Origin of the sequence: Candidatus Methanarcanum hacksteinii (genome assembly GCF_964305265.1) — an archaeon.
Classification (GTDB): Archaea; Thermoplasmatota; Thermoplasmata; order Methanomassiliicoccales; family Methanomethylophilaceae; genus Methanarcanum; species Methanarcanum hacksteinii.
In genome coordinates this window covers 190,713-208,785 of the sequence record NZ_CAYATA010000003.1, presented here as the reverse complement: position 1 = coordinate 208,785, position 18,073 = coordinate 190,713, and the positions used below count along the sequence as shown (strand labels likewise).

Here is an 18,073-nt window from a genome sequence, read left to right as displayed (position 1 = left end):
CAGGGTATTAATATTATCGTAGCGAAAGACACGATGGATCGATTGCCATATTTTCCATCATGTGTACAAAAATGGATGTGTCAGATGATTCTATGGTAATCTACATCATTCATTCGACATCCAACATCTTCAGAATACCGTCCATGACCATGAACCGTACATTGTGTCCTGCGAACGACATCCCGTACTCTTTCCCATCATCCTGATAAGATGGCCTAGGGTCCTGTTGCAGACAACCTATCAATTCATCCCTTTGTGCATCGGTGAATATGGATAACATCTCATCATCGTATTCCACTTTCAGTGAATGTTCTAGAACATTGTCTGAAAAACCGGATACGGCATCCTCATGACAATCCGAGAATCTGATGTAGGGTTTGATGTCATAGATCGGTGTTCCGTCCATCATATCTACGCCTTCGACGACCAAGATGTCGCCGAACTCATCATCATGTTCTATGGACAATAGTTTCACTGATGACAGCCCTAACGAATTCGGTCTGAACGGAGATCTGGAAGCGAATACGCCGACCCTTACGTTCCCACCCAATCTTGGGGGACGTACAGTCGGCGACCAACCTTCTCTATGATTCTCGGAGAAATCGAAGATCAACCAAAGATGGGAGAATCCTTCTATCCCTCTCAAGGCCTCAGGATCCCTGTATCTCTTTTCGAACACTATCTTCCCGACACTATCCACAAGATTACTTTGACGCGGTATCCCGAACTTCTCATCGAAATTCGTCCTGATGTGGGCGATCGGTTCGATCTCCATGATATCATCTCTCGAAGTACATCAGGAATAATTCATCCGCTGTCAATATGCGGATCGTACCATCGATCATCAGATTGGCGGATTCCAATCTTTTGGAATCTATATTACCATCCCAGATGAAAAAGTTGGATTCGGATACTTTGCGTGTCAACTTCCCGCCATGATGGTTGATGAAATCCGCGATGCGGAAACCGATCTCTATCCTTTGATCCTCGAAGGATTCGGCCATGGAGAATACCTTCCCTTCAAGTTCCTTGCTTCCAGACGGCATCTTCCCATCGTAATACTTCTGAAGACGTTCCTGTTTGAATTTCAGTAACGTGGAATGGTATACTACCTCCGAATCTACAACGGCACCCTTCCCGCACATCTCTAACAACCCCTCGATCGAGAGATTCTCTTCCTTGCAGATGTATTGCAGGATGCGGATGCATGTCTTTGCATCCACGTTGGATTCCTTGCTGTCATACGGTATGCCGAACAGTTTCGCGATGTTTGACAGGCCATATGATGGAATATCTGCATAGTTCCTCACTATCGAATGGATGTCGAATACCTTGCATGGTATGGGCTCCAGATTGTTCCTGCGATCCATGCAGCATAGGTATCTGAATGTCACCTCGGGGGAATGCGCGACGTAGATCGTGTCCTCCTTCTGAAGGGCGCTCTCGATCTGTGATCTGACGACCTTGTATCTTGGAGCATTTTTGAATTTGGAATAATCCGTGCGACAGAATTTCTTCGATCTCCCCGTCGGTTTAGAAGCGTTGATGAATATCTGCTTCGATAATTCTATGTTGAACGATTCATTTGCAACGGCATAGCCGAATGTGCACATCTCGCAGTATAATCCGATATCACGTGAGCATTCTGAATCGAAGGCAACGATCTTCATCTCTGTCGCTATCTGTAACATCCGTTAAATAGACTTTCATTAAATATTCGCCAGTCGGTATCAGGATATATGGTGGATTGCAGGATAACGGCGGTGAGAAAGACCGAATATCGTGATCTCATGGAGTTGTATGAGAATCCAATCGAACATGCATGTGACGTATGTGTCGGCGATGTTTGGACGACCAATGGCTGCGAAAGACCGGATGGGTTCTGCGAGAGCGCATGGGAATCGATATTCCCATTCGTCAAGGTGTTATCTGAAGGCGGAGGTAATTTCTTCGATGGATGGATGAAGGATGAGCATTCCGCGATGATCTCATGCAATGATGGATTCAGGCCCGTATCATTCTATATAGAGGCGATCAATGGATCTGAGGAATGATCTGAGAGATATTAGCAATCAAGAATACGAATAGAAAAGGTAAAGGGATCGAAGGGGAACGCCCTTCGATCGTTCTGATATCAAGCGATCTTCGTACCTGCGCTGGGTCCGGCACTCTCGTCCCAGACCTCTTTCACATCAAAGGTCCATGCTGCGAAACACGGGAGTTTCATCTCTGCCAATTTCGCTTTCAATCCCTCGAATACGGGTCCGCTGTCCTCGCGTTTTGCATTCTCAAGGATGAGTTCGAATGATTTCGGACCTGCGGTGATGAGGATCGATGCTTTACCGTTGGCTGCGAGATTCTCCTTAGTCCTCTTCATGAGGACTTCGCCTACGGCGACCTTGGATTCGCCGATGATTCCGATGCTGCCGCACACGATCGCATGGGGTTGTCCGGATACTGAGACGGATTCTATGATCTTGACAGCTTCCGGCACGATATCGATTACACATTTTGGAATTGCTACCATTCATTCCACCTTAGTCATCGTATCTGATTGTAGGATATTTAACCGATAAGGAACAAGTTTGTAACCATATCATGCGAGCAGGAGATGCATCTTCAGAATCGGTTATCTACTGCGCCATACATCACGGCCCATGGACGAGAGAGTGAAGATTATCGACCGTATGGGTGGAGAGCACATAGTCCCCTCCAATGAGAGGTTCTTGGATCCGTTGGATGGTTGCTGCCATATCACTGGTAGGCCTTGTGACTACAAGAACTGCAACAAATGCAAACACGCGAAGAGAAGCGATAATTCATTGGATAAGATCCTAAGATCCTGTCAGTGAAGCATCTTCTCTACGATCTCGATGACATCGATACAATACTTGGGGCAATCCTTGTAGATGCCCGTGGGCCTTGTCAACATCAGATCCTCCAACGTATGTACCTTCTGACCTAGGAGTTCGGGACAGTTCACGTCAGCATTCCTTATTTTGAATTCCTTCACGAGCTCATCCCTCATTTTGAATAATGCATCCTTCTTGGAGAGGTCTCCTGGAGCATCATTCCCGAATGCGAGTCCTAGGGCCATCATGCCACCGGAAACGGCGCCGCATACGCCATCCTGCGCCATGCCGATCCCGAAGCAACCTGCGATGCGATATGCATCCTCTTTCTTCAACCCGAATCTCTCAGCGAATTCGCCGAAGACTATCTGTGAACAATCGAACCCCATATCGAATAATCTATCCACATCCTTCTCACTCAGCATTCGGTATCACCCTCTCCTTCTTTCCTTCATTCAACCACCGTGTCATGGTGGACTTAGCATTATCATAGTTGAGGTCTGCAAGGTCATTCGTCGCCCATCCGTCCTCCAATCTAGTACATTCGAGGTTGTACTTATCGGTGAATCTCTTGATGTTCTCATCGAAATGTTCCTGGTCACCGTTACCAGTCTGTACGCGCATGACAGTCGTGTATCCTGCTAAATCCAGTATTATCTTCATGATGTCATCATTCTTCACATCCAACCCATTGAACAATTCCATCGACATCAGGAAACCCTCGAAATTGCTTGCCATCGCGGGTGTGAAGTAGAATCTTCCGGGATATTTGCGGAGAAGCTTGAGGTATCTCTCAGTACCGCCTACGGGGATGCATATGCAGTCGTCACAGATCGTCCCATCCTTGTTCCTGAAGATGCACACAGGCGTGGGAACCATCTCATATGCCCAATCGCAGATCGTATCCAATCCTCTCCCGCATCTTCCATAGTAGAGTAATATGGTATCTACAGCAGAGTGTATCTTCACGATCTGGTTCATCACTTCCATTCTGAGCATGTCGATATCCTCATGAAGGCCCATGAACATGGTCCATATGATCACTGTGTACCCGTCATGGTCATAATCCCCATTCAGTACTGTATGCTCATCGATCATCGTGTATGGTACGTTATGTTGCTTCAGCTTGGGGATTATCGTGGTGTTGTATGCACCCTTGACGAGATAGATCCTCTTATCTTCGTGATCATTCTTGAGATTGTATATCGCCTCATCCTCCAACATCGGACATACGACCATCCCAAGCCTACCTTCAGTCATGGATGTGTAATCACAACCAGTGATTATTAATCGAGCAGTATCACTGACGATACTGAGTGTACTGGTTTTATATCGTCATCCTTCGGTTATGGTCCTATGATGGACAGGGAAAGTATCTGTGAGGTAATCGACGCATATCTCACATCATTCGGGAACAGTTGGAATCTTCAGATACTCTATGAATTGTATAACGGACCGAAGAGGTTCAATGAATTGAAGAGGTCATTGACGCCTATCACGCAGACGGTCCTTTCCAGACACCTCAAGTCATTGGAGGATTCCAAGTTGATTACGAGGGAGAATGTGGATGATATCGCATATTATGCGATATCGAAGGAAGGATATCTTGTCGTGCCTTCGATGATCTCCACATACCAATGGTTGATCGATTATCATCCCGACCTTAGGGATTGATCCATTCTGATCATCAAACCTCACCTAATGTTTATTGATCTGGTGATTTAGGATTAGCCTTGATAAGGAAAAGAATCATCAAGGATGAAATCGTATTTAGGAGAACAAATGTCGGAGTGACGAGACTGATGAGATACGATCATGTGACCACAGGAATATTCATCGAAAGACCGAACAGATTCATCGCCATGGTCGAGATCAACGGCATCATAACTAAATGTCACGTGAAGAACACCGGGCGTTGCAAAGAACTATTGGTGAAAGGTTCGACCGTTGTACTTCAAGAATCCAACGATCCCGATCGTAAGACGAGATATGACGTCATCGCTGTGTACAAAGGCGAACTTCTGATCAACATGGACAGTCAGATACCGAATGCTGTTGTGGAGGAATCCATTTCCAAACTTGGTCTGATAGAAGGTCTGAGAACAATAAGGAGAGAGGTCACCCATGGGGATTCACGTTTCGATATCTATGCGGAAGGGGAGAGGGAATGTTTCATCGAGGTCAAAGGTGTGACCTTGGAGAACGACGGTATAGCGATGTTCCCTGATGCACCCACAGAAAGGGGATTGAAACACGTCGAAGGTCTCATCAGATGTGTTGAGGAAGGATATGATGCATACATCATATTCGTCATACAGATGAAGGGTGTGAAGTACTTCACACCCAATTATGAGACACATCCCGAATTCGGATATGCTCTGAAGAAGGCATCCGAGAATGGCGTAAGGATCCTTGCGTATGATTGTAATGTAACGGAATCATCGATAGTATTGAACGAACCTGTCGAGATCAGATTGAATCCTTCCCCGACGTTATGATCTTCCTTATGACGTTCTGCGTATCCTCTGCTTTCATCCTAGAGTTGATGAGGAATACTTTGCATTTGGACAGATATTCTCTGTAGAATTCCGTTCTAAGGGCGATCTTCCTTTCGTCTCTTATCATCTGATGGGGATTGCAAAAATCATTGCTCACGATGTAATCCATCGCTTCATCCAATGTAAGTTCTCTGCTTATCACGTCATCCCAATCGTCCCTCTTCAGGAATATGATGTATCTCATGAATGTGCTGTCGGTGACGGAATCGTTGCCGGTGACCCATCTCACATTGGCGATGCCACGGCCTTTGTTATCGAACTTAGTTGTTTCTACAAGAGGTTTGAACTCTTCCCACACATCTCCGATATCGGCATCGATGTAACAGTTCTTCTCGGAGCCTCTTATCATCGGCCTTCCTTTCGTCAACCTGACGAAATACCAATCGTCGGTTATCAGGTGAGCATTATCCATCCTCAGCAATCCCCATGATTGCGTGGTTTTTCCCGTTTTTGAGGGAGCTATCAATGTCACGCCTACGCCATCTATATCCAATGCTGCCCCATGTACGGAATATATCTTGTGCGAATCCTCCAGGATATCCGAGGCCATGGCCAACGCTATGCTCTTGATCCATCCGTAATAATCGAAGTTGTACAGGAATACGGTGGATGTTACCCTGTTGTAGAGTACTCTGAGATCCCCTTGATCATCCTTGAGACAGAATATCCTGGCATGGGTGCGGATCTCATCATTCATCGGACGGAAATTATCCCTCCACATGTCGATGATCTCCCTGTCCTCAGAATGTACCTTTACACATATCCCCGATATGTCTGCTTTAGCGGTATTGAATCTGAGGTTCTTGCATGATCTGTAGATCTCTCCTGCTTCCTCTATGCCTATGAGTGTGACCTGGTATCCCATGCGTGGAATATCAGCTACGTGGATTTAATCCTTTGAGGAAGAAGTAGTGACGTTTCAGGTAAGATCGTCGATGATAACTCTGTAGGGGAACATGTTCTTCAGGCCCCATTCGGCTATGGCCCTCATAACAGGTAGGAGGGTCTCCCCTCTCGGTGTCAAGGAATATTCGACCTTCAAAGATGTGTCGGTATCGACATCTCTTTTGACGATATTATCATTCTCGAGTTCTCTGAGTTGTTTCGTCAATATCCTGGATGATACGCCATCGATCCTCTTCAATAATTGATTGAAACGCATAGGGCCGTTGTTGGCAAGGAGACATATGATGACCGTCTTCCACCTTCCTTCGAAAACGGACATCGCAGCATCTATGGCGCAGTCATATCTTGGTCCATCCATGATTACAGATATGTAATTAGATATTAAAATGTAATCAAGTAATCAAATGTAATTTATACTCAAAATAATATGATGGAGTAGATGCATAGGGAAAGCTATGCACCATGGGGTGTATCATATGACATCTACAGTGGTCATTCTCGGTTCACCGAGAAAAGGGAATTCTGAAGCAATCGCAGAGGCGATCGCCAACGAGGCCAAAGCAAAGGGCAATGAGATCAAGACATTCAAACTGAATCAGCTCAAGGCTAGAGGCTGTCAGAGCTGTTACGGCTGTAAGAAGGCAGGCAAGTGCGTCGTGAAGGACGATATGATCGAAGTACTCGACGCCGTAAGGGAAGCGGATTCGATAATCCTTGCAACACCGGATTACTTCTCGCAGTCTACAGCACAGTACAGGATGTTCGAGGACAGATGTTTCAGTTTCCTCGGCGGGGATTTCATTCCTAACATAGCAGCAGGCAAGAAGGTGGCGATCGTTGTGACATGCGGTTCAGGACTCGACGGTGCCAACAGGATCGCAGATGCCATCGAAGGCGAATGGACCAACTTCTTCAAAGGAAATGTGGTCGGAAAGATCGTACGTGGCGGCCTGATGGAACCGACGGCAGCATCCGAGAACAAAGAGATAATGGATGAGGCCAAGGCATTGGGTCAAAAACTTTGATAAAATAAATCGGGGGTTCAATGCCCCCTTTTATGAATTTTTAGGATGATCCTTTATCGATCATTCTCTCATACCGGCTCCACCGCCGATGAGCATACCTGCGGATAGAATCGCTGCAGCGATCATACACGTCAATGCATCTACTGAACCTGATCCGAAGATCAGCTCTCCTGCCCATTTCACAACGAATGCGATAATGAGGAAGAAAATCAGGCCGATGATGACCATGATCACAAGGCTGATTAGTAACTTCACGATACCTATCACCAGGTCACTTGCTGACATTCTTTATCACCTCAGTATATAAATTGGTTATTTACATTTATATACTTAACTATTAGGAATGTGGAAGATATCACTAATTGTTACGATATTTGCATCAATCGTCAGAAATCAATTTTTATCCGATGACCGTTCTGTCGGAGTATAACGGATGGTCGCGATCCAAATGACAGATTATATGTTGCCCATACTGATAGTGTACGTCGTTCTGAATGTGGTATCATTCATGTTGTACAACATCGACAAATACAAAGCGAAACACAACAAGTGGAGGATAACCGAGAACACTCTCTTGATATCGGGATTGATCGCTCCTTTCGGTGCGGTCATCGGTATGCATTATGCACATCACAAGACGCAGAAGGTCAAGTTCAAATTGAACTATATTTTTCTCGCAATACACGTGATATTGATCGCATGCATCATCTTGCTATAGGATTCAATCCCAGCCGTGTATCTTCCTCACGTTCGTTTCCATTCCCGGAGTACCGAGGAGGACGACACGGCTGTCCGCTTTCTCCTTTATTATCTCCATGCCGACCTTGGAACCGAGTTCCTGTGAGAATTGTCTTATCTCATCGAATGAGGGCATATTGTCCATCGAGAGCCTCATCCTCGAACCGCCAACGAATACATATCCCTTCGGTTCTATCAGATCCGGTCTTGCGATGGAATCCAATCTTGCATAATCGTCAACCCAACCGAAGTTAAGGTCCTTGACAAGAGTGTGTCTTACCACCGTTCTGGTGTCGAGCGATGGCAGGCATTCCAAGGTTTCCATTATCCTTTGCCACCCATCACTTATCTTCGGCCTGCAGACCTTCTTGTATATCTCCTCATTCGGAGCTGCCACGGTGACGTATAGCTGCATAGGAAGCTCGTCCAATTCCATGAGTCTTTCGGGATATGTACCGTTGGTGACAAGGAATGTCGTCATCTTGCGCCTATGACATTCTTTCAGGAAATCTGAGAGATATGGATACGTTATCGGTTCTCCGGCAAGCGATATCGCTACCTGATTCGGTTCGTTGGCCTCCTTGAACATCTGTTTCGAGACCCTTGAGTCGCCGTTGAAACCTGATATCAATAACCTCTGCTGTGCGATCAGATTGTCTAACATCTCCTTAGGTTCTGCCCAATCCTTGACCTTGAAATCCTTCTCCTGAACTCTCCAGCAGAATTGACACATGTGAGAGCATTCGTTTATGGCAGGCGTCATCTGAAGGCACCTGTGGCTATCGATTCCATAGAAATCATGTTTGTAGCACGTCCTCTGTCTGATCATCGATTCCTTCATCCAATGGCAGAGTTTGACTGCTGCGTGGTCATTGTACAATCTGTATTGTTGTTTGATCAGTAAATTACGATAACTCTCATCCATACGATCACTCAGAATTCGAACAGGCTCTTCTGTCCCTTCTTGGGTTGAGGTTTCTCTTCTTTAGGCACGTCCTCAGCTTTCTCTTCGGAGTCATGGCCCTTCGGATGTATTCTCTTCTCTTTCATTGACATCGCTTCATTGAGTGCATCCTTCACTTCCGTAGAATCCACTTTGGAATTCAGAAGGAATGCAAGGTCATCTGCATCAAGGTCCGCATCCCTGACCAACATCGCTCTCAACTCAGGGTCCTTCTCCAGCATCAATCTCAATGGCGGCAAGACATCCAACGCCACTCTCTTCGTCGATGTGTGCAGATGGTCGGCCAATTTCTGACATACGACGTCCTTCGTCTGGCGTATGCCTTTCGATCTTGATAGTTTTGTGAGATATGCAGGATTCTTGAACCAATCGCTACTCTTCTTATTGGTCATCCTCGCAACACATACTCCCGATGTCATCATATCCAATGCATAGGACCACATGCCGTAGTATTGGCGTCTGTTCACCCTCCCAAGGAAGATGTCCGCCTTCGAGAGTTTACCATACCCTCTGTAAAGATCTCCGCGATCGATGTATTGGCGGGGGAGATTCTCATCCACCCAAAGCATGACCATGTTGGGGTCCTCATCGATATCACGGACCATCTCTCTGGATTTTATCGCATCCGCATTCCAGAATATCACTTTCATGAGGTCATACATGTTCTTCTTCACGATACGGCCCGATAATTCTTCGGTATCCTCTACGGTAACCTTGGATTTTCCGAGAGCTAAGGATTCCAGATCCCTCACGGCTGCACGTATGTCCCCGTTGGAGTTCTTCGCTATATTCTCCAAAGCACCATCTGTGATGTCTACCTTCTCTGATATGCATATCCTCTTCAGTGCCTTCACTATCGTTCTCGTCGGAGGATTCTTGAACGTCAATTGTAATGTATCGGTCTTGATGGCAGATGATTTTCTACTCAATCCATAAAAATCATTCACTATCAATATCACAGGCTGCTTCGTCTGTTTGATCAACTCTGCGATAACAGGTACGGCTCCGCGATCTGCATTGCCGAAGAGACTATCGGCCTCATCCAATATTATGAGTTTCCTTCCCCCATCCTTCGTGTTGAGGTATTCGCCGCTATCGGAGAATGTATTGGAGTATGCGCCTCTCAGTGCTACGGACCTTATGGCCTCGCCGGTACGTTGGTCAGAGGCATTCATCTCGATCAATCCCCAACCGTACTCGTTCGCTAGCGCTTCGGCACAAGTGGTCTTACCGACACCCGGTGTGCCTATCAGCACAACAGCCCTCTTCTTCGGTATGCCCTTATCCCATGACTCGGCCCATGCCCTCAGATCGCTCACAGGACCAGGATTCCCTAGTACATCTTTCAATGACCTTGGCCTGTACTTCTCTGTCCAATCCAGCGACATGTTCTCACTCTATACCATTCAGTTTACGTTCTATATCTGATATCTCGTTGTCGGCTTCCCAATTCGCATTGAGATTGAACAGAGGTATCGATTTCTTATGCATCTTCGCCTCTTCGAGCTTTTTCTGCAATTCAGCATACTCGCCCTCTCTCCCCTTCCACAGTTCCTTCAATGCCTTGGATTGTACCTTGGAGAATTCGGATGAGAGTTGATTCTCGAGTTCAGTATATCTTTTGGATGTTTCCGAGAGGATCTCCTTCACGCCATAGTCCTCGTATTCGGTGATGAAATCCTCGTATTGTTTACATACGCGGTCGATGAGATCGTAGCATACTTCGCAGACACGTTTCCTCCTGTCGAAGTCCATGGATGGCAAGGAATCATAGATGTCGGTCATTATCTCGTTGAATACGATCAGATTATCCATTATCCTCTCGACCTCGAAGTTGAATCCTTCGATATCGAATCTTTCCCTTGTTGGTATCTTGAGCATAGCACATGCATTAGCTCTGTCGTAGGCCATGATCAATGATTCATCCGTCTCTGAGGATCTGTCATACGCTTTGACGTTATTGACGACATCACGTTCGATGCTGGAACCGCATTTGTTACAATATCCGAACACCTTTCCATCACGGAATGTGCATAGGTTCCCGCATTTAGGACATTTGACCGACACCTGAGACATACCTGACCCAATGACGACATAGCTTATTAATCTCTGTCCTTGGGAAGTATCATCTGCGATACTGTCCCTTTAATACTCCAGAAGTCATGTGCGTACGCATGAGGATTACGCTTGTGCAATCGAGGGGATTGATGAACGATCCCACTGTCAACTTCTTCAAGGCCAGGATGAGGATCAACAATGTCGAATCGGACATATTCGTCCTGCCGGAAATGTTCTGCTCCGGATACACGGGAAAGAAGGAGGAGATGACCGTCGATGTGTTGGATACTAAGATAGTTTCGAAGCTTTCTGAGCTCTCTGTGAACAGAGGGTGTGCGATCATCGTAGGCTGTCCGAGGGAGATCGACGGTAAGATCTACGATTGTGCATTGCACATAACCGGGAGGGATATCAACACCTATAAGAAGATGATCCTCAGCAATGATGGTGCGTTCGATGAGAAAGAATACTTCTCCACAGGCAACCAGCCGATGATCATCGATCACATGGGAACGAAGATCGGTATCTCCGTAGGATACGATCTCCTCTCCACAGAATTATACAAATACTATGCGGAGAACGACGTAGATCTTCTGATATGTATCTCCGCATTCACCGAATCGCAGATGAACAGATTCGACAGCATAGTGAGGTCAAGGGCCTCAGAGAATTCGTTGCCTGTCATCCTCTGCAACATGGTTGGTCCGGATTGCGGTGTGAATCTCATAGGCAGGAGCAAATTCATCGGACCTGATGGAAATATCATCGAAGGATGCACAGAGAGCAGTGACGTCAGGGTGTTGGAAGTCGATACCGAGATGCTTAAGGAAGCGAAGAAGAACAGGATGATCCTGCCTGATCTGGTATTCGGTGAATGCATCAGGGTCAAGAGCGAATCCGGTAACGGGGAGCACAAGAAGACCTGCGCTTACACCGGAGCTATTTTGGAATAATCCTTATATCATCCCTCTGAGTGAGCGGGCTCAGAGGGAATCATGATAGATAGCATATTCGAGATATTGATGCTACTATGTTTTGCGACCGCATGGCCTTTTTCCATAATTAAACAATTAAGAACGAAGAGGACTGAAGGTAAGAGCATCCTGTTCTCCTACATCGTGTTGGCAGGATATCTCTTCGGATTCATCAACAAGATCGTCATGGACGAGATCAACTATGTGATATACTTCTACATATTGGATTTCGCTCTCGTCCTGTTCGATGTCATACTCTATTACAGATACCGCCCCAAGGACAACGTCATGCCGATAACGGCATGAATGATGGATGACGGGGCCTTGAGGCCCCATCCTCATTCAGAACAGTTTGAAGACGAGATCGGAGTATCCGACAGCATCGTCCAACGGCAATCCTGCCATGATCGATGCCTGTGCATACATGATCTTGATGAGATCCTTCGCCTTCTCCTTGTCATTCAGGAAGGCATCATTCAATGCGTTGAACGCAGGGTGCGAGGCGTTGAGTTCAAGGACACGCTGTGCCTTCATCTTCTCATCCTCGGAACCGGGCATCTCCGCGAAGTATTTCTCCATCTCGAGTGTGATGTGACCTTCGCTTGTAAGAAGTACTGCATGATTCTTCAGTTTGTGAGATATCCTTACGGATGAGACCTTTCCGTCGAGTGCCTCTTTTGCGAAATCGAGAAGGCCCTTATATTCCTCCTCCTTCTGCTCAGCATCCTTCTTCTCTTCCTCGGTCTCGAGTCCAAGGTCATCGGATGTAACATTGCACATCCTCTTCTCCCTGTACTCTGCGAGTGTCTTCATCACGAACTCATCCACATCCTCGGTGAGTACGAGGATATCGTATCCTTTGTCACGCACCTGTTCGGTCTGAGGCATGTTCTTAGCCTGTTGGATGGATTCTCCTGTGACGTAGTAGATGTTGGATTGTCCCTCAGGCATCGCATCAACGTATTGGTCGAGTGAGATCAGTTCATCCTTTTCGGATGATGTGAACATCAGAAGATCCTGGAGGAACTCCCTGTTCCTTCCGTAGTCCTCTACGACACCATATTTCAACTGACGTCCGAAGCTCTTGTAGAACTCCCTGTATGTCTCGGGTTCATCCTTCATTATGCGGAGCAATTCGGCTTTCACTTTCTTCTTGAGATTCTCTCCGATCGCTTTGAGCTGACTGTCATGCTGAAGTACTTCCCTCGAGATGTTCAATGAGAAGTCCTGTGAGTCCACGACACCCTTCACGAAACGGAAGCAGAATGGGAGCAGATCAGCACACTTGTCCATGATGAGCACACCATTGGAATACAGCTGGAGTCCCGGTTCGTAATCCCTTGAATAGAAGTCGTATGGTGCCCTCTTGGGGATGAACAGCATCGCTTTGTATGACACCAATCCTTCGGCATTCACACGGATGACGGAGATGGGATCCTCAAAGTCATGGAATTTGGTCTTGTAGAATTCCTTGCATTTCTCATCAGTTGCGGATTTCTTGTTCTTCTGCCAGATGGGTACCATGCTGTTGATGACCTTGTCGACCTCTTTTGTGACGTATTCCCTCTTCGGATTACCTTTCTCATCCTTCTCTCCGGTCTCTTTCCATTCTCCTTCCTCCACCATCATGTGGATAGGCCAACGGACGTAATCCGAATACATGGTGATGAGTTCTTGTATCCTGTAGGATTCGAGGAATTCGCTGTACTCCTCATCCTTCTCATCGGGCTTGATGTGCATGATCACATCTGTACCGTAGCTGTCCTTCTCGCATTCGGTGATGGAATATCCATCGGCGCCGGAGCTCTCCCACCTGTATGCGACATCGCTGCCGACAGGTCTCGATACAACGGTGACCTTATCGGATACCATGAATGCGCTGTAGAATCCGACACCGAACTGACCGATGATGGAATCAGCACCTTTCTTGTCCCCATTCTCATTCTTGAAATCCAATGAGCCGCTGTGGGCGATGACACCGAGATTCTTCTCCATCTCGTCCTGTGTCATACCGATACCGTTGTCCTTGACGGTGATCGTCCTTGCATCCTTGTCTATGACGACATCGATCCTGAAATCCTTCTTCGAGAGTCCAAGGGATTCATCGGTCATCGCTTTGAAGTTCATCTTGTCGATAGCATCTGATGCGTTAGAGATGATCTCACGGAGGAAGATCTCCTTGTGAGTGTAGATGGAATTCACCATCAGATCCAAAATACGTTTCGATTCCGTTTTGAATTGTTTCTTTGCCATATTGGAACCACTCCTTCAGTCTGATGGATATGCTAAGTGTTAAAACTTCTATATAAAAGTAATTAGTGATATAGAACATACATTTGTTCTATAAATTACATAAAGAATAAATTAAGTAATATTTTAGACAAAATGAGCATTCATAATATGGATGACATGGTATTTTGTCTAATAAATAACAAAATGTAATAGTTTTTGTCCAAAAAAACAACATTTATTAAATACCGTGTCGTTCAGACATCATCGGTCAGGTACATGTCACGTCAAAATCGACAGACATGCAGCCTGTGATCCGAACAACAGTTCGGATTGAAAGTGTGATATAATGAGCTGGTTGAAAGACATACAACAGACGATCACGGACGCCCTAGAACCGGTGGACGTGTTCGTCAACAATTATCTTGATGTCTACATTTGGTACGTCGGATTCGTCTTCATCATCGCTGGTGCGTTACTGTTCCTATGGAAGTTCAAAGGCATACAGTTCACGAACATCAAGGATCAGGTGAAGTACATCAACCCGATGGCCAACATCGATAAGGGTAAAAGGGACAAGAATAGCATGATCTCCTCATTCCAGGCATTCTGTGTCGGAATGGGGGCACGTGTCGGCGTAGGAAATATCACAGGTGTGACATCCGCCATCATCATGGGTGGTGCAGGAGCCATCTTCTGGATGTGGATCTTCGCATTATTGGGTGCGGCCACATCATTCGTAGAATGTACGTTAGGACAGATCTTCAAGGAGAAGAAGTCCGACGGTAACTTCCACGGAGGTCCGGCATATTACATCAAGAAAGGATTGAAGAACCGCAAGTTCGCATTGTTCATCGCATTTTGGATCATCGTCACATACGGTGTGGGATTCATCGCGAACCAGGCTGCGAACTCAGCATCCGCATTCACGAGGATGGATGCATTGTCGGGCATAGATGGTATAACGATCATCCTCGGATTGATATTCGCAGCAATGACCGCATTCCTCATCTTCGGAGGTGTGAAGAAGGTCGCGATGGCATCGGAGATCATAGTTCCCATCATGGTATTGATCTGGTTGATCATAGGGTTCATAGCGATCATAATCGGCTGGGAGCAGATCGGATGGGCTGTCACGCAGATATTCGAGAATGCTTTCAACTTCAAACAGATATTCGCAGGATTCGCCGGCAGTTGTATCATGTGGGGTCTGAAGAGAGGTGTCTTCTCCAACGAGGCCGGTATAGGTTCCGTTCCCAACGTAGCATCATCGGCCGATGTACCTCACCCGATCAGACAGGGACTCATTCAGTCCATCGGTGTGTTCGTCGATACGATCATCGTTTGTTCGGTCACGGCATTCATGGTGCTCTGCTGTCTTCCTTCAGAGTTCATGACCAACGGTATCAATATGACGAACGGTTGGGATGGCGTATGGATGAACGGCGACAGGAAGAGCGGTTGGGCGATGGATACAGTTCAGGCAGCGATGTCAAACGCATTCGGCGGGGATTGGATCCTTTGGGTGCTTGCATTGTTCATGTTCGTATTCGCATTCAGCAGTCTCATCGCATACTACTCCATGTCCGAGGCCAACCTGAGATTCATCAAGGATGATCATAAGTTGGTCCAATGGCTGCGCATAGTGATCACATGTGTCGTGTTCTTCGCGTGCATCATACCGATCGATCTCGTTTGGGATATCTGTGACGTGTTCATGGCGGTCATGGGTATCTGTAACATCGGTGCCCTGTTCATGCTCTATAAGTACGTCAAGGTCGCATGGGACGATTGGAAGAAACAGAAGAGCGAAGGGATCGAGGAGCCTGTGTTCGATATCAATAATCTGGACCAGCAGGGACTTGATTTCACCAACGTCACCGAATGGGGCGCAAAACAATGAGGTTCGAGGGATCGATTCCCTCCACCTCCCTTTATTTTTGTTCAACGGTCACCGATATGTACGTCACCCATCTCTTCTACGATGGAATCGAGCATACGTATGAGTGATTCGCGACTGTCCGTCATCGTTGCTAACTTAAGACGATGTTCACGGCAACCGTGGCATCCTGCAATGAATTTCGGTGCATAGCATCTCATCTTTCTGATGAGTGTATCTTCATCCATGTTCCTTGAGAGGGATTCCATGAGTTGGATGCACCATTCCGCTTGTTGTCTTACAGTGGGGTTTGGGAGTCTCTCTCCTGTTCTGAAGTATCTGTCGACCTGAGTTACGAGGAATGGATTTCCGACGCCTCCGCGTGCGATCATCACAGCATCTGCACCTGATATGTTCATTGCAGAGATCGCATCATCGAGGGAATAGATGTTCCCGGAGATCACCAGTGGAACGGACATCCTTTTGCGCAATCCTTCTGCATATTCATAATGGGGTTTGCCTGCATATCCTTCCTTCTTTGTGCGTACGTGGAGGGATATCATATCGACTTCGGCGGATTGCAGTTCGTCGATCACATCCATGAAGTTCATCTCTGTATCGCTCCAACCGAGACGTATCTTGGCGGTGACGGGGATGTCAATCCTCGATCTCACTTTTCTGATGATCTCTCCGCATCTCTTCGGATCTCTCATCAGATACGATCCCGCATCGTTGCGGACGACCTTTGATACGGGGCATCCCATGTTGATGTCGATCAATGCGACATCGGGATTGTTGTCGGCGATGATGCCTGCGGCTTCTGACAATTCATTCGGATCGTTACCGAAGAGTTGTACTCCCGTCAAGCCGTTGTCATTGAGTTCTATATATTCGGCGGTACGCCTTCCGCCATGGATGATCCCTATGTCGGATGCCATCTCCGTGAAGGACAGCGATGCGCCGAACGGTTGCATGAAGTCCCTGTATCCTTTGGATGTGAAACCTGACATCGGTGCGAGTATCGCGGTGCCTTCGATAGCAAGATCGCCAATTTTCCAAACCACGAGGTGGAAATACGATTCGATTATAATTATGCGATGTAGAAGGAAATCGTCGAAGACGGACTACGATTTTCAAAATAAAATGCGAATTACGAGAATTTGTTATCATTTTTAGGGTAATTATTAGTTATTATTTCCTTATTAGGTAATTAATTTTATTATAATAAATATATAGAATATATAATTATTAATTAAATTACTATTATATTAAAATTCTATATTTTTCTCTAAACGCGACTTAAAAAAGTATGTAGAATGAAATAATGAATATATACTACAAAAAGATAAGATATCTTTCGATAGTAATTTTTCGTCACGTTGACGAACGCTATATAGACAAATCGGCAAATATAGAGAGGAGTGTGAGAGGGCATGAGGGAGAACATGTCGAAACAGTCATCGAAGAGAGACGTAACTGTCGTTTTCGATCTGCATCGCGTACTTAGGAAGAGATCACCTAGAGCTATGCTGTTCTCTATTTTTGCTGTTGCTTTGTTATTAATCGGACCTCTATCACTCGTAATTGCGGGCATTGGAGAGAGCTCGGCGGATGGCGGGTATGTTGGAAATAAGATAGTTATTACATACTATCCATACAAGGAAGATGAAAAGCCAACAAATATCGATGGTTCACTCAATGGTTCGCCCGATGATTCTAGTAATTATGGCTCCATTTTGTTTTAGAAAGTAGATAACTTTACAGAAACTTGATTGAATTCATTATAGATAAGAGAAAGCCTCTGTTCGAACGAGATGACGTAGTCATCGAGTGAGAACAGAGGCTTTCTCTAAAGATCGACGCCTCAGGAACAGATGGCGTCGGCGTATC

At 46.1% G+C, this 18,073-nt stretch carries 23 protein-coding genes; 10 read left to right on the top strand and 13 right to left on the bottom strand.

Annotated features, from left to right (window positions below; translation table 11 throughout):
• Positions 1-109: 109 nt before the first annotated feature.
• Positions 110-775: a tRNA (N6-threonylcarbamoyladenosine(37)-N6)-methyltransferase TrmO gene (gene tsaA, locus ACI2NF_RS05820; RefSeq protein ID WP_400211215.1), complete on the bottom strand. Its 666-nt coding sequence runs from the start codon at positions 773-775 to the stop codon at positions 110-112.
• Positions 776-779: 4 nt separating this feature from the next.
• Positions 780-1,691, bottom strand: a complete 912-nt coding sequence (locus ACI2NF_RS05815) for a hypothetical protein (RefSeq protein WP_400211214.1) — start codon at positions 1,689-1,691, stop codon at positions 780-782.
• 48 nt (positions 1,692-1,739) lie between these two features.
• Here ACI2NF_RS05815 and ACI2NF_RS05810 point away from each other — a divergent pair, with 48 nt between their 5' ends.
• Positions 1,740-2,054, top strand: coding sequence for a TIGR04076 family protein (locus ACI2NF_RS05810; RefSeq protein ID WP_400211213.1), 315 nt, complete (start codon positions 1,740-1,742; stop codon positions 2,052-2,054).
• Between the two features lie 80 nt (positions 2,055-2,134).
• On the opposite strand, the gene ACI2NF_RS05805 is transcribed toward ACI2NF_RS05810, so the two are convergent.
• On the bottom strand, positions 2,135-2,527 hold the full coding sequence (locus tag ACI2NF_RS05805; RefSeq protein WP_400147472.1) for a hypothetical protein: 393 nt from the start codon (positions 2,525-2,527) through the stop codon (positions 2,135-2,137).
• 130 nt (positions 2,528-2,657) lie between these two features.
• On the opposite strand from ACI2NF_RS05805, the gene ACI2NF_RS05800 reads away from it, so the two are divergent.
• A complete protein-coding gene (locus tag ACI2NF_RS05800; protein WP_400147475.1) occupies positions 2,658-2,852 on the top strand; it encodes a hypothetical protein in 195 nt (64 codons plus the stop codon).
• On the opposite strand, the gene ACI2NF_RS05795 is transcribed toward ACI2NF_RS05800, so the two are convergent.
• Entirely contained in the window at positions 2,846-3,277 is a 432-nt protein-coding gene (locus ACI2NF_RS05795; RefSeq protein WP_400147478.1) for a C-GCAxxG-C-C family protein, read from the bottom strand. The genes ACI2NF_RS05800 and ACI2NF_RS05795 overlap by 7 nt on opposite strands.
• Positions 3,267-4,112 (bottom strand): DUF1638 domain-containing protein, encoded by an 846-nt coding sequence (locus ACI2NF_RS05790; RefSeq protein WP_400147480.1) that lies wholly within the window; start codon positions 4,110-4,112, stop codon positions 3,267-3,269. The genes ACI2NF_RS05795 and ACI2NF_RS05790 overlap by 11 nt, the downstream gene beginning before the upstream one ends.
• Positions 4,113-4,208: 96 nt before the next feature.
• Between ACI2NF_RS05790 and ACI2NF_RS05785 the strand changes: the two genes are divergently transcribed.
• Together ACI2NF_RS05785 and sfsA are read left to right on the top strand one after the other, a co-directional pair.
• Positions 4,209-4,526 (top strand): winged helix-turn-helix transcriptional regulator, encoded by a 318-nt coding sequence (locus tag ACI2NF_RS05785; protein WP_400149220.1) that lies wholly within the window; start codon positions 4,209-4,211, stop codon positions 4,524-4,526.
• A 128-nt stretch (positions 4,527-4,654) separates the two neighbouring features.
• Positions 4,655-5,350, top strand: coding sequence for a DNA/RNA nuclease SfsA (gene sfsA, locus ACI2NF_RS05780; RefSeq protein ID WP_400211212.1), 696 nt, complete (start codon positions 4,655-4,657; stop codon positions 5,348-5,350).
• Here the strand turns inward: sfsA and ACI2NF_RS05775 are convergent.
• Both ACI2NF_RS05775 and ACI2NF_RS05770 read right to left on the bottom strand, forming a co-directional pair.
• Positions 5,322-6,275: an HPr kinase/phosphorylase gene (locus ACI2NF_RS05775; protein WP_400211211.1), complete on the bottom strand. Its 954-nt coding sequence runs from the start codon at positions 6,273-6,275 to the stop codon at positions 5,322-5,324. The genes sfsA and ACI2NF_RS05775 overlap by 29 nt on opposite strands.
• Positions 6,276-6,329: 54 nt before the next feature.
• Positions 6,330-6,674: a winged helix-turn-helix transcriptional regulator gene (locus ACI2NF_RS05770; protein WP_400151089.1), complete on the bottom strand. Its 345-nt coding sequence runs from the start codon at positions 6,672-6,674 to the stop codon at positions 6,330-6,332.
• 118 nt (positions 6,675-6,792) lie between these two features.
• On the opposite strand from ACI2NF_RS05770, the gene ACI2NF_RS05765 reads away from it, so the two are divergent.
• A complete protein-coding gene (locus tag ACI2NF_RS05765) occupies positions 6,793-7,341 on the top strand; it encodes a flavodoxin family protein (protein ID WP_400148628.1) in 549 nt (182 codons plus the stop codon).
• 60 nt (positions 7,342-7,401) lie between these two features.
• On the opposite strand, the gene ACI2NF_RS05760 is transcribed toward ACI2NF_RS05765, so the two are convergent.
• Complete coding sequence (locus tag ACI2NF_RS05760) at positions 7,402-7,626, bottom strand: hypothetical protein (RefSeq protein ID WP_400148630.1); 225 nt, start codon at positions 7,624-7,626, stop codon at positions 7,402-7,404.
• Between the two features lie 148 nt (positions 7,627-7,774).
• On the opposite strand from ACI2NF_RS05760, the gene ACI2NF_RS05755 reads away from it, so the two are divergent.
• Positions 7,775-8,059 (top strand): DUF1294 domain-containing protein, encoded by a 285-nt coding sequence (locus ACI2NF_RS05755; RefSeq protein ID WP_400149212.1) that lies wholly within the window; start codon positions 7,775-7,777, stop codon positions 8,057-8,059.
• A 3-nt stretch (positions 8,060-8,062) separates the two neighbouring features.
• Here the strand turns inward: ACI2NF_RS05755 and twy1 are convergent, their stop codons facing one another.
• Genes twy1 through ACI2NF_RS05740 form a run of 3 tightly spaced genes read right to left on the bottom strand, consistent with a single transcriptional unit; the run spans position 8,063 to position 11,119 of the window.
• On the bottom strand, positions 8,063-9,004 hold the full coding sequence (gene twy1, locus ACI2NF_RS05750) for a 4-demethylwyosine synthase TYW1 (protein ID WP_400148407.1): 942 nt from the start codon (positions 9,002-9,004) through the stop codon (positions 8,063-8,065).
• Positions 9,005-9,012: 8 nt separating this feature from the next.
• Positions 9,013-10,431: a replication factor C large subunit gene (locus ACI2NF_RS05745; RefSeq protein ID WP_400211210.1), complete on the bottom strand. Its 1,419-nt coding sequence runs from the start codon at positions 10,429-10,431 to the stop codon at positions 9,013-9,015.
• 4 nt (positions 10,432-10,435) lie between these two features.
• Positions 10,436-11,119, bottom strand: coding sequence for a hypothetical protein (locus tag ACI2NF_RS05740; RefSeq protein ID WP_400211209.1), 684 nt, complete (start codon positions 11,117-11,119; stop codon positions 10,436-10,438).
• 98 nt (positions 11,120-11,217) lie between these two features.
• On the opposite strand from ACI2NF_RS05740, the gene ACI2NF_RS05735 reads away from it, so the two are divergent.
• Both ACI2NF_RS05735 and ACI2NF_RS05730 read left to right on the top strand, forming a co-directional pair.
• Positions 11,218-12,054: a carbon-nitrogen hydrolase family protein gene (locus ACI2NF_RS05735; RefSeq protein WP_400211208.1), complete on the top strand. Its 837-nt coding sequence runs from the start codon at positions 11,218-11,220 to the stop codon at positions 12,052-12,054.
• A 42-nt stretch (positions 12,055-12,096) separates the two neighbouring features.
• Entirely contained in the window at positions 12,097-12,381 is a 285-nt protein-coding gene (locus ACI2NF_RS05730; RefSeq protein WP_400148399.1) for a hypothetical protein, read from the top strand.
• A 36-nt stretch (positions 12,382-12,417) separates the two neighbouring features.
• Here ACI2NF_RS05730 and htpG read toward each other — a convergent pair whose 3' ends face one another.
• Positions 12,418-14,328 carry a molecular chaperone HtpG gene (gene htpG / locus ACI2NF_RS05725; protein WP_400148397.1) on the bottom strand — a complete coding sequence of 637 codons (1,911 nt, stop codon included), beginning with the start codon at positions 14,326-14,328 and terminating at the stop codon, positions 12,418-12,420.
• Positions 14,329-14,653: 325 nt separating this feature from the next.
• Between htpG and ACI2NF_RS05720 the strand changes: the two genes are divergently transcribed.
• Positions 14,654-16,207, top strand: a complete 1,554-nt coding sequence (locus ACI2NF_RS05720; protein WP_400148625.1) for an alanine/glycine:cation symporter family protein — start codon at positions 14,654-14,656, stop codon at positions 16,205-16,207.
• 41 nt (positions 16,208-16,248) lie between these two features.
• On the opposite strand, the gene ACI2NF_RS05715 is transcribed toward ACI2NF_RS05720, so the two are convergent.
• Positions 16,249-17,247 carry a tRNA dihydrouridine synthase gene (locus ACI2NF_RS05715; RefSeq protein ID WP_400148626.1) on the bottom strand — a complete coding sequence of 333 codons (999 nt, stop codon included), beginning with the start codon at positions 17,245-17,247 and terminating at the stop codon, positions 16,249-16,251.
• 369 nt (positions 17,248-17,616) lie between these two features.
• Here ACI2NF_RS05715 and ACI2NF_RS05710 point away from each other — a divergent pair, with 369 nt between their 5' ends.
• Complete coding sequence (locus ACI2NF_RS05710) at positions 17,617-17,928, top strand: hypothetical protein (RefSeq protein ID WP_400211207.1); 312 nt, start codon at positions 17,617-17,619, stop codon at positions 17,926-17,928.
• The last annotated feature ends 145 nt before the right edge of the window (positions 17,929-18,073 follow it).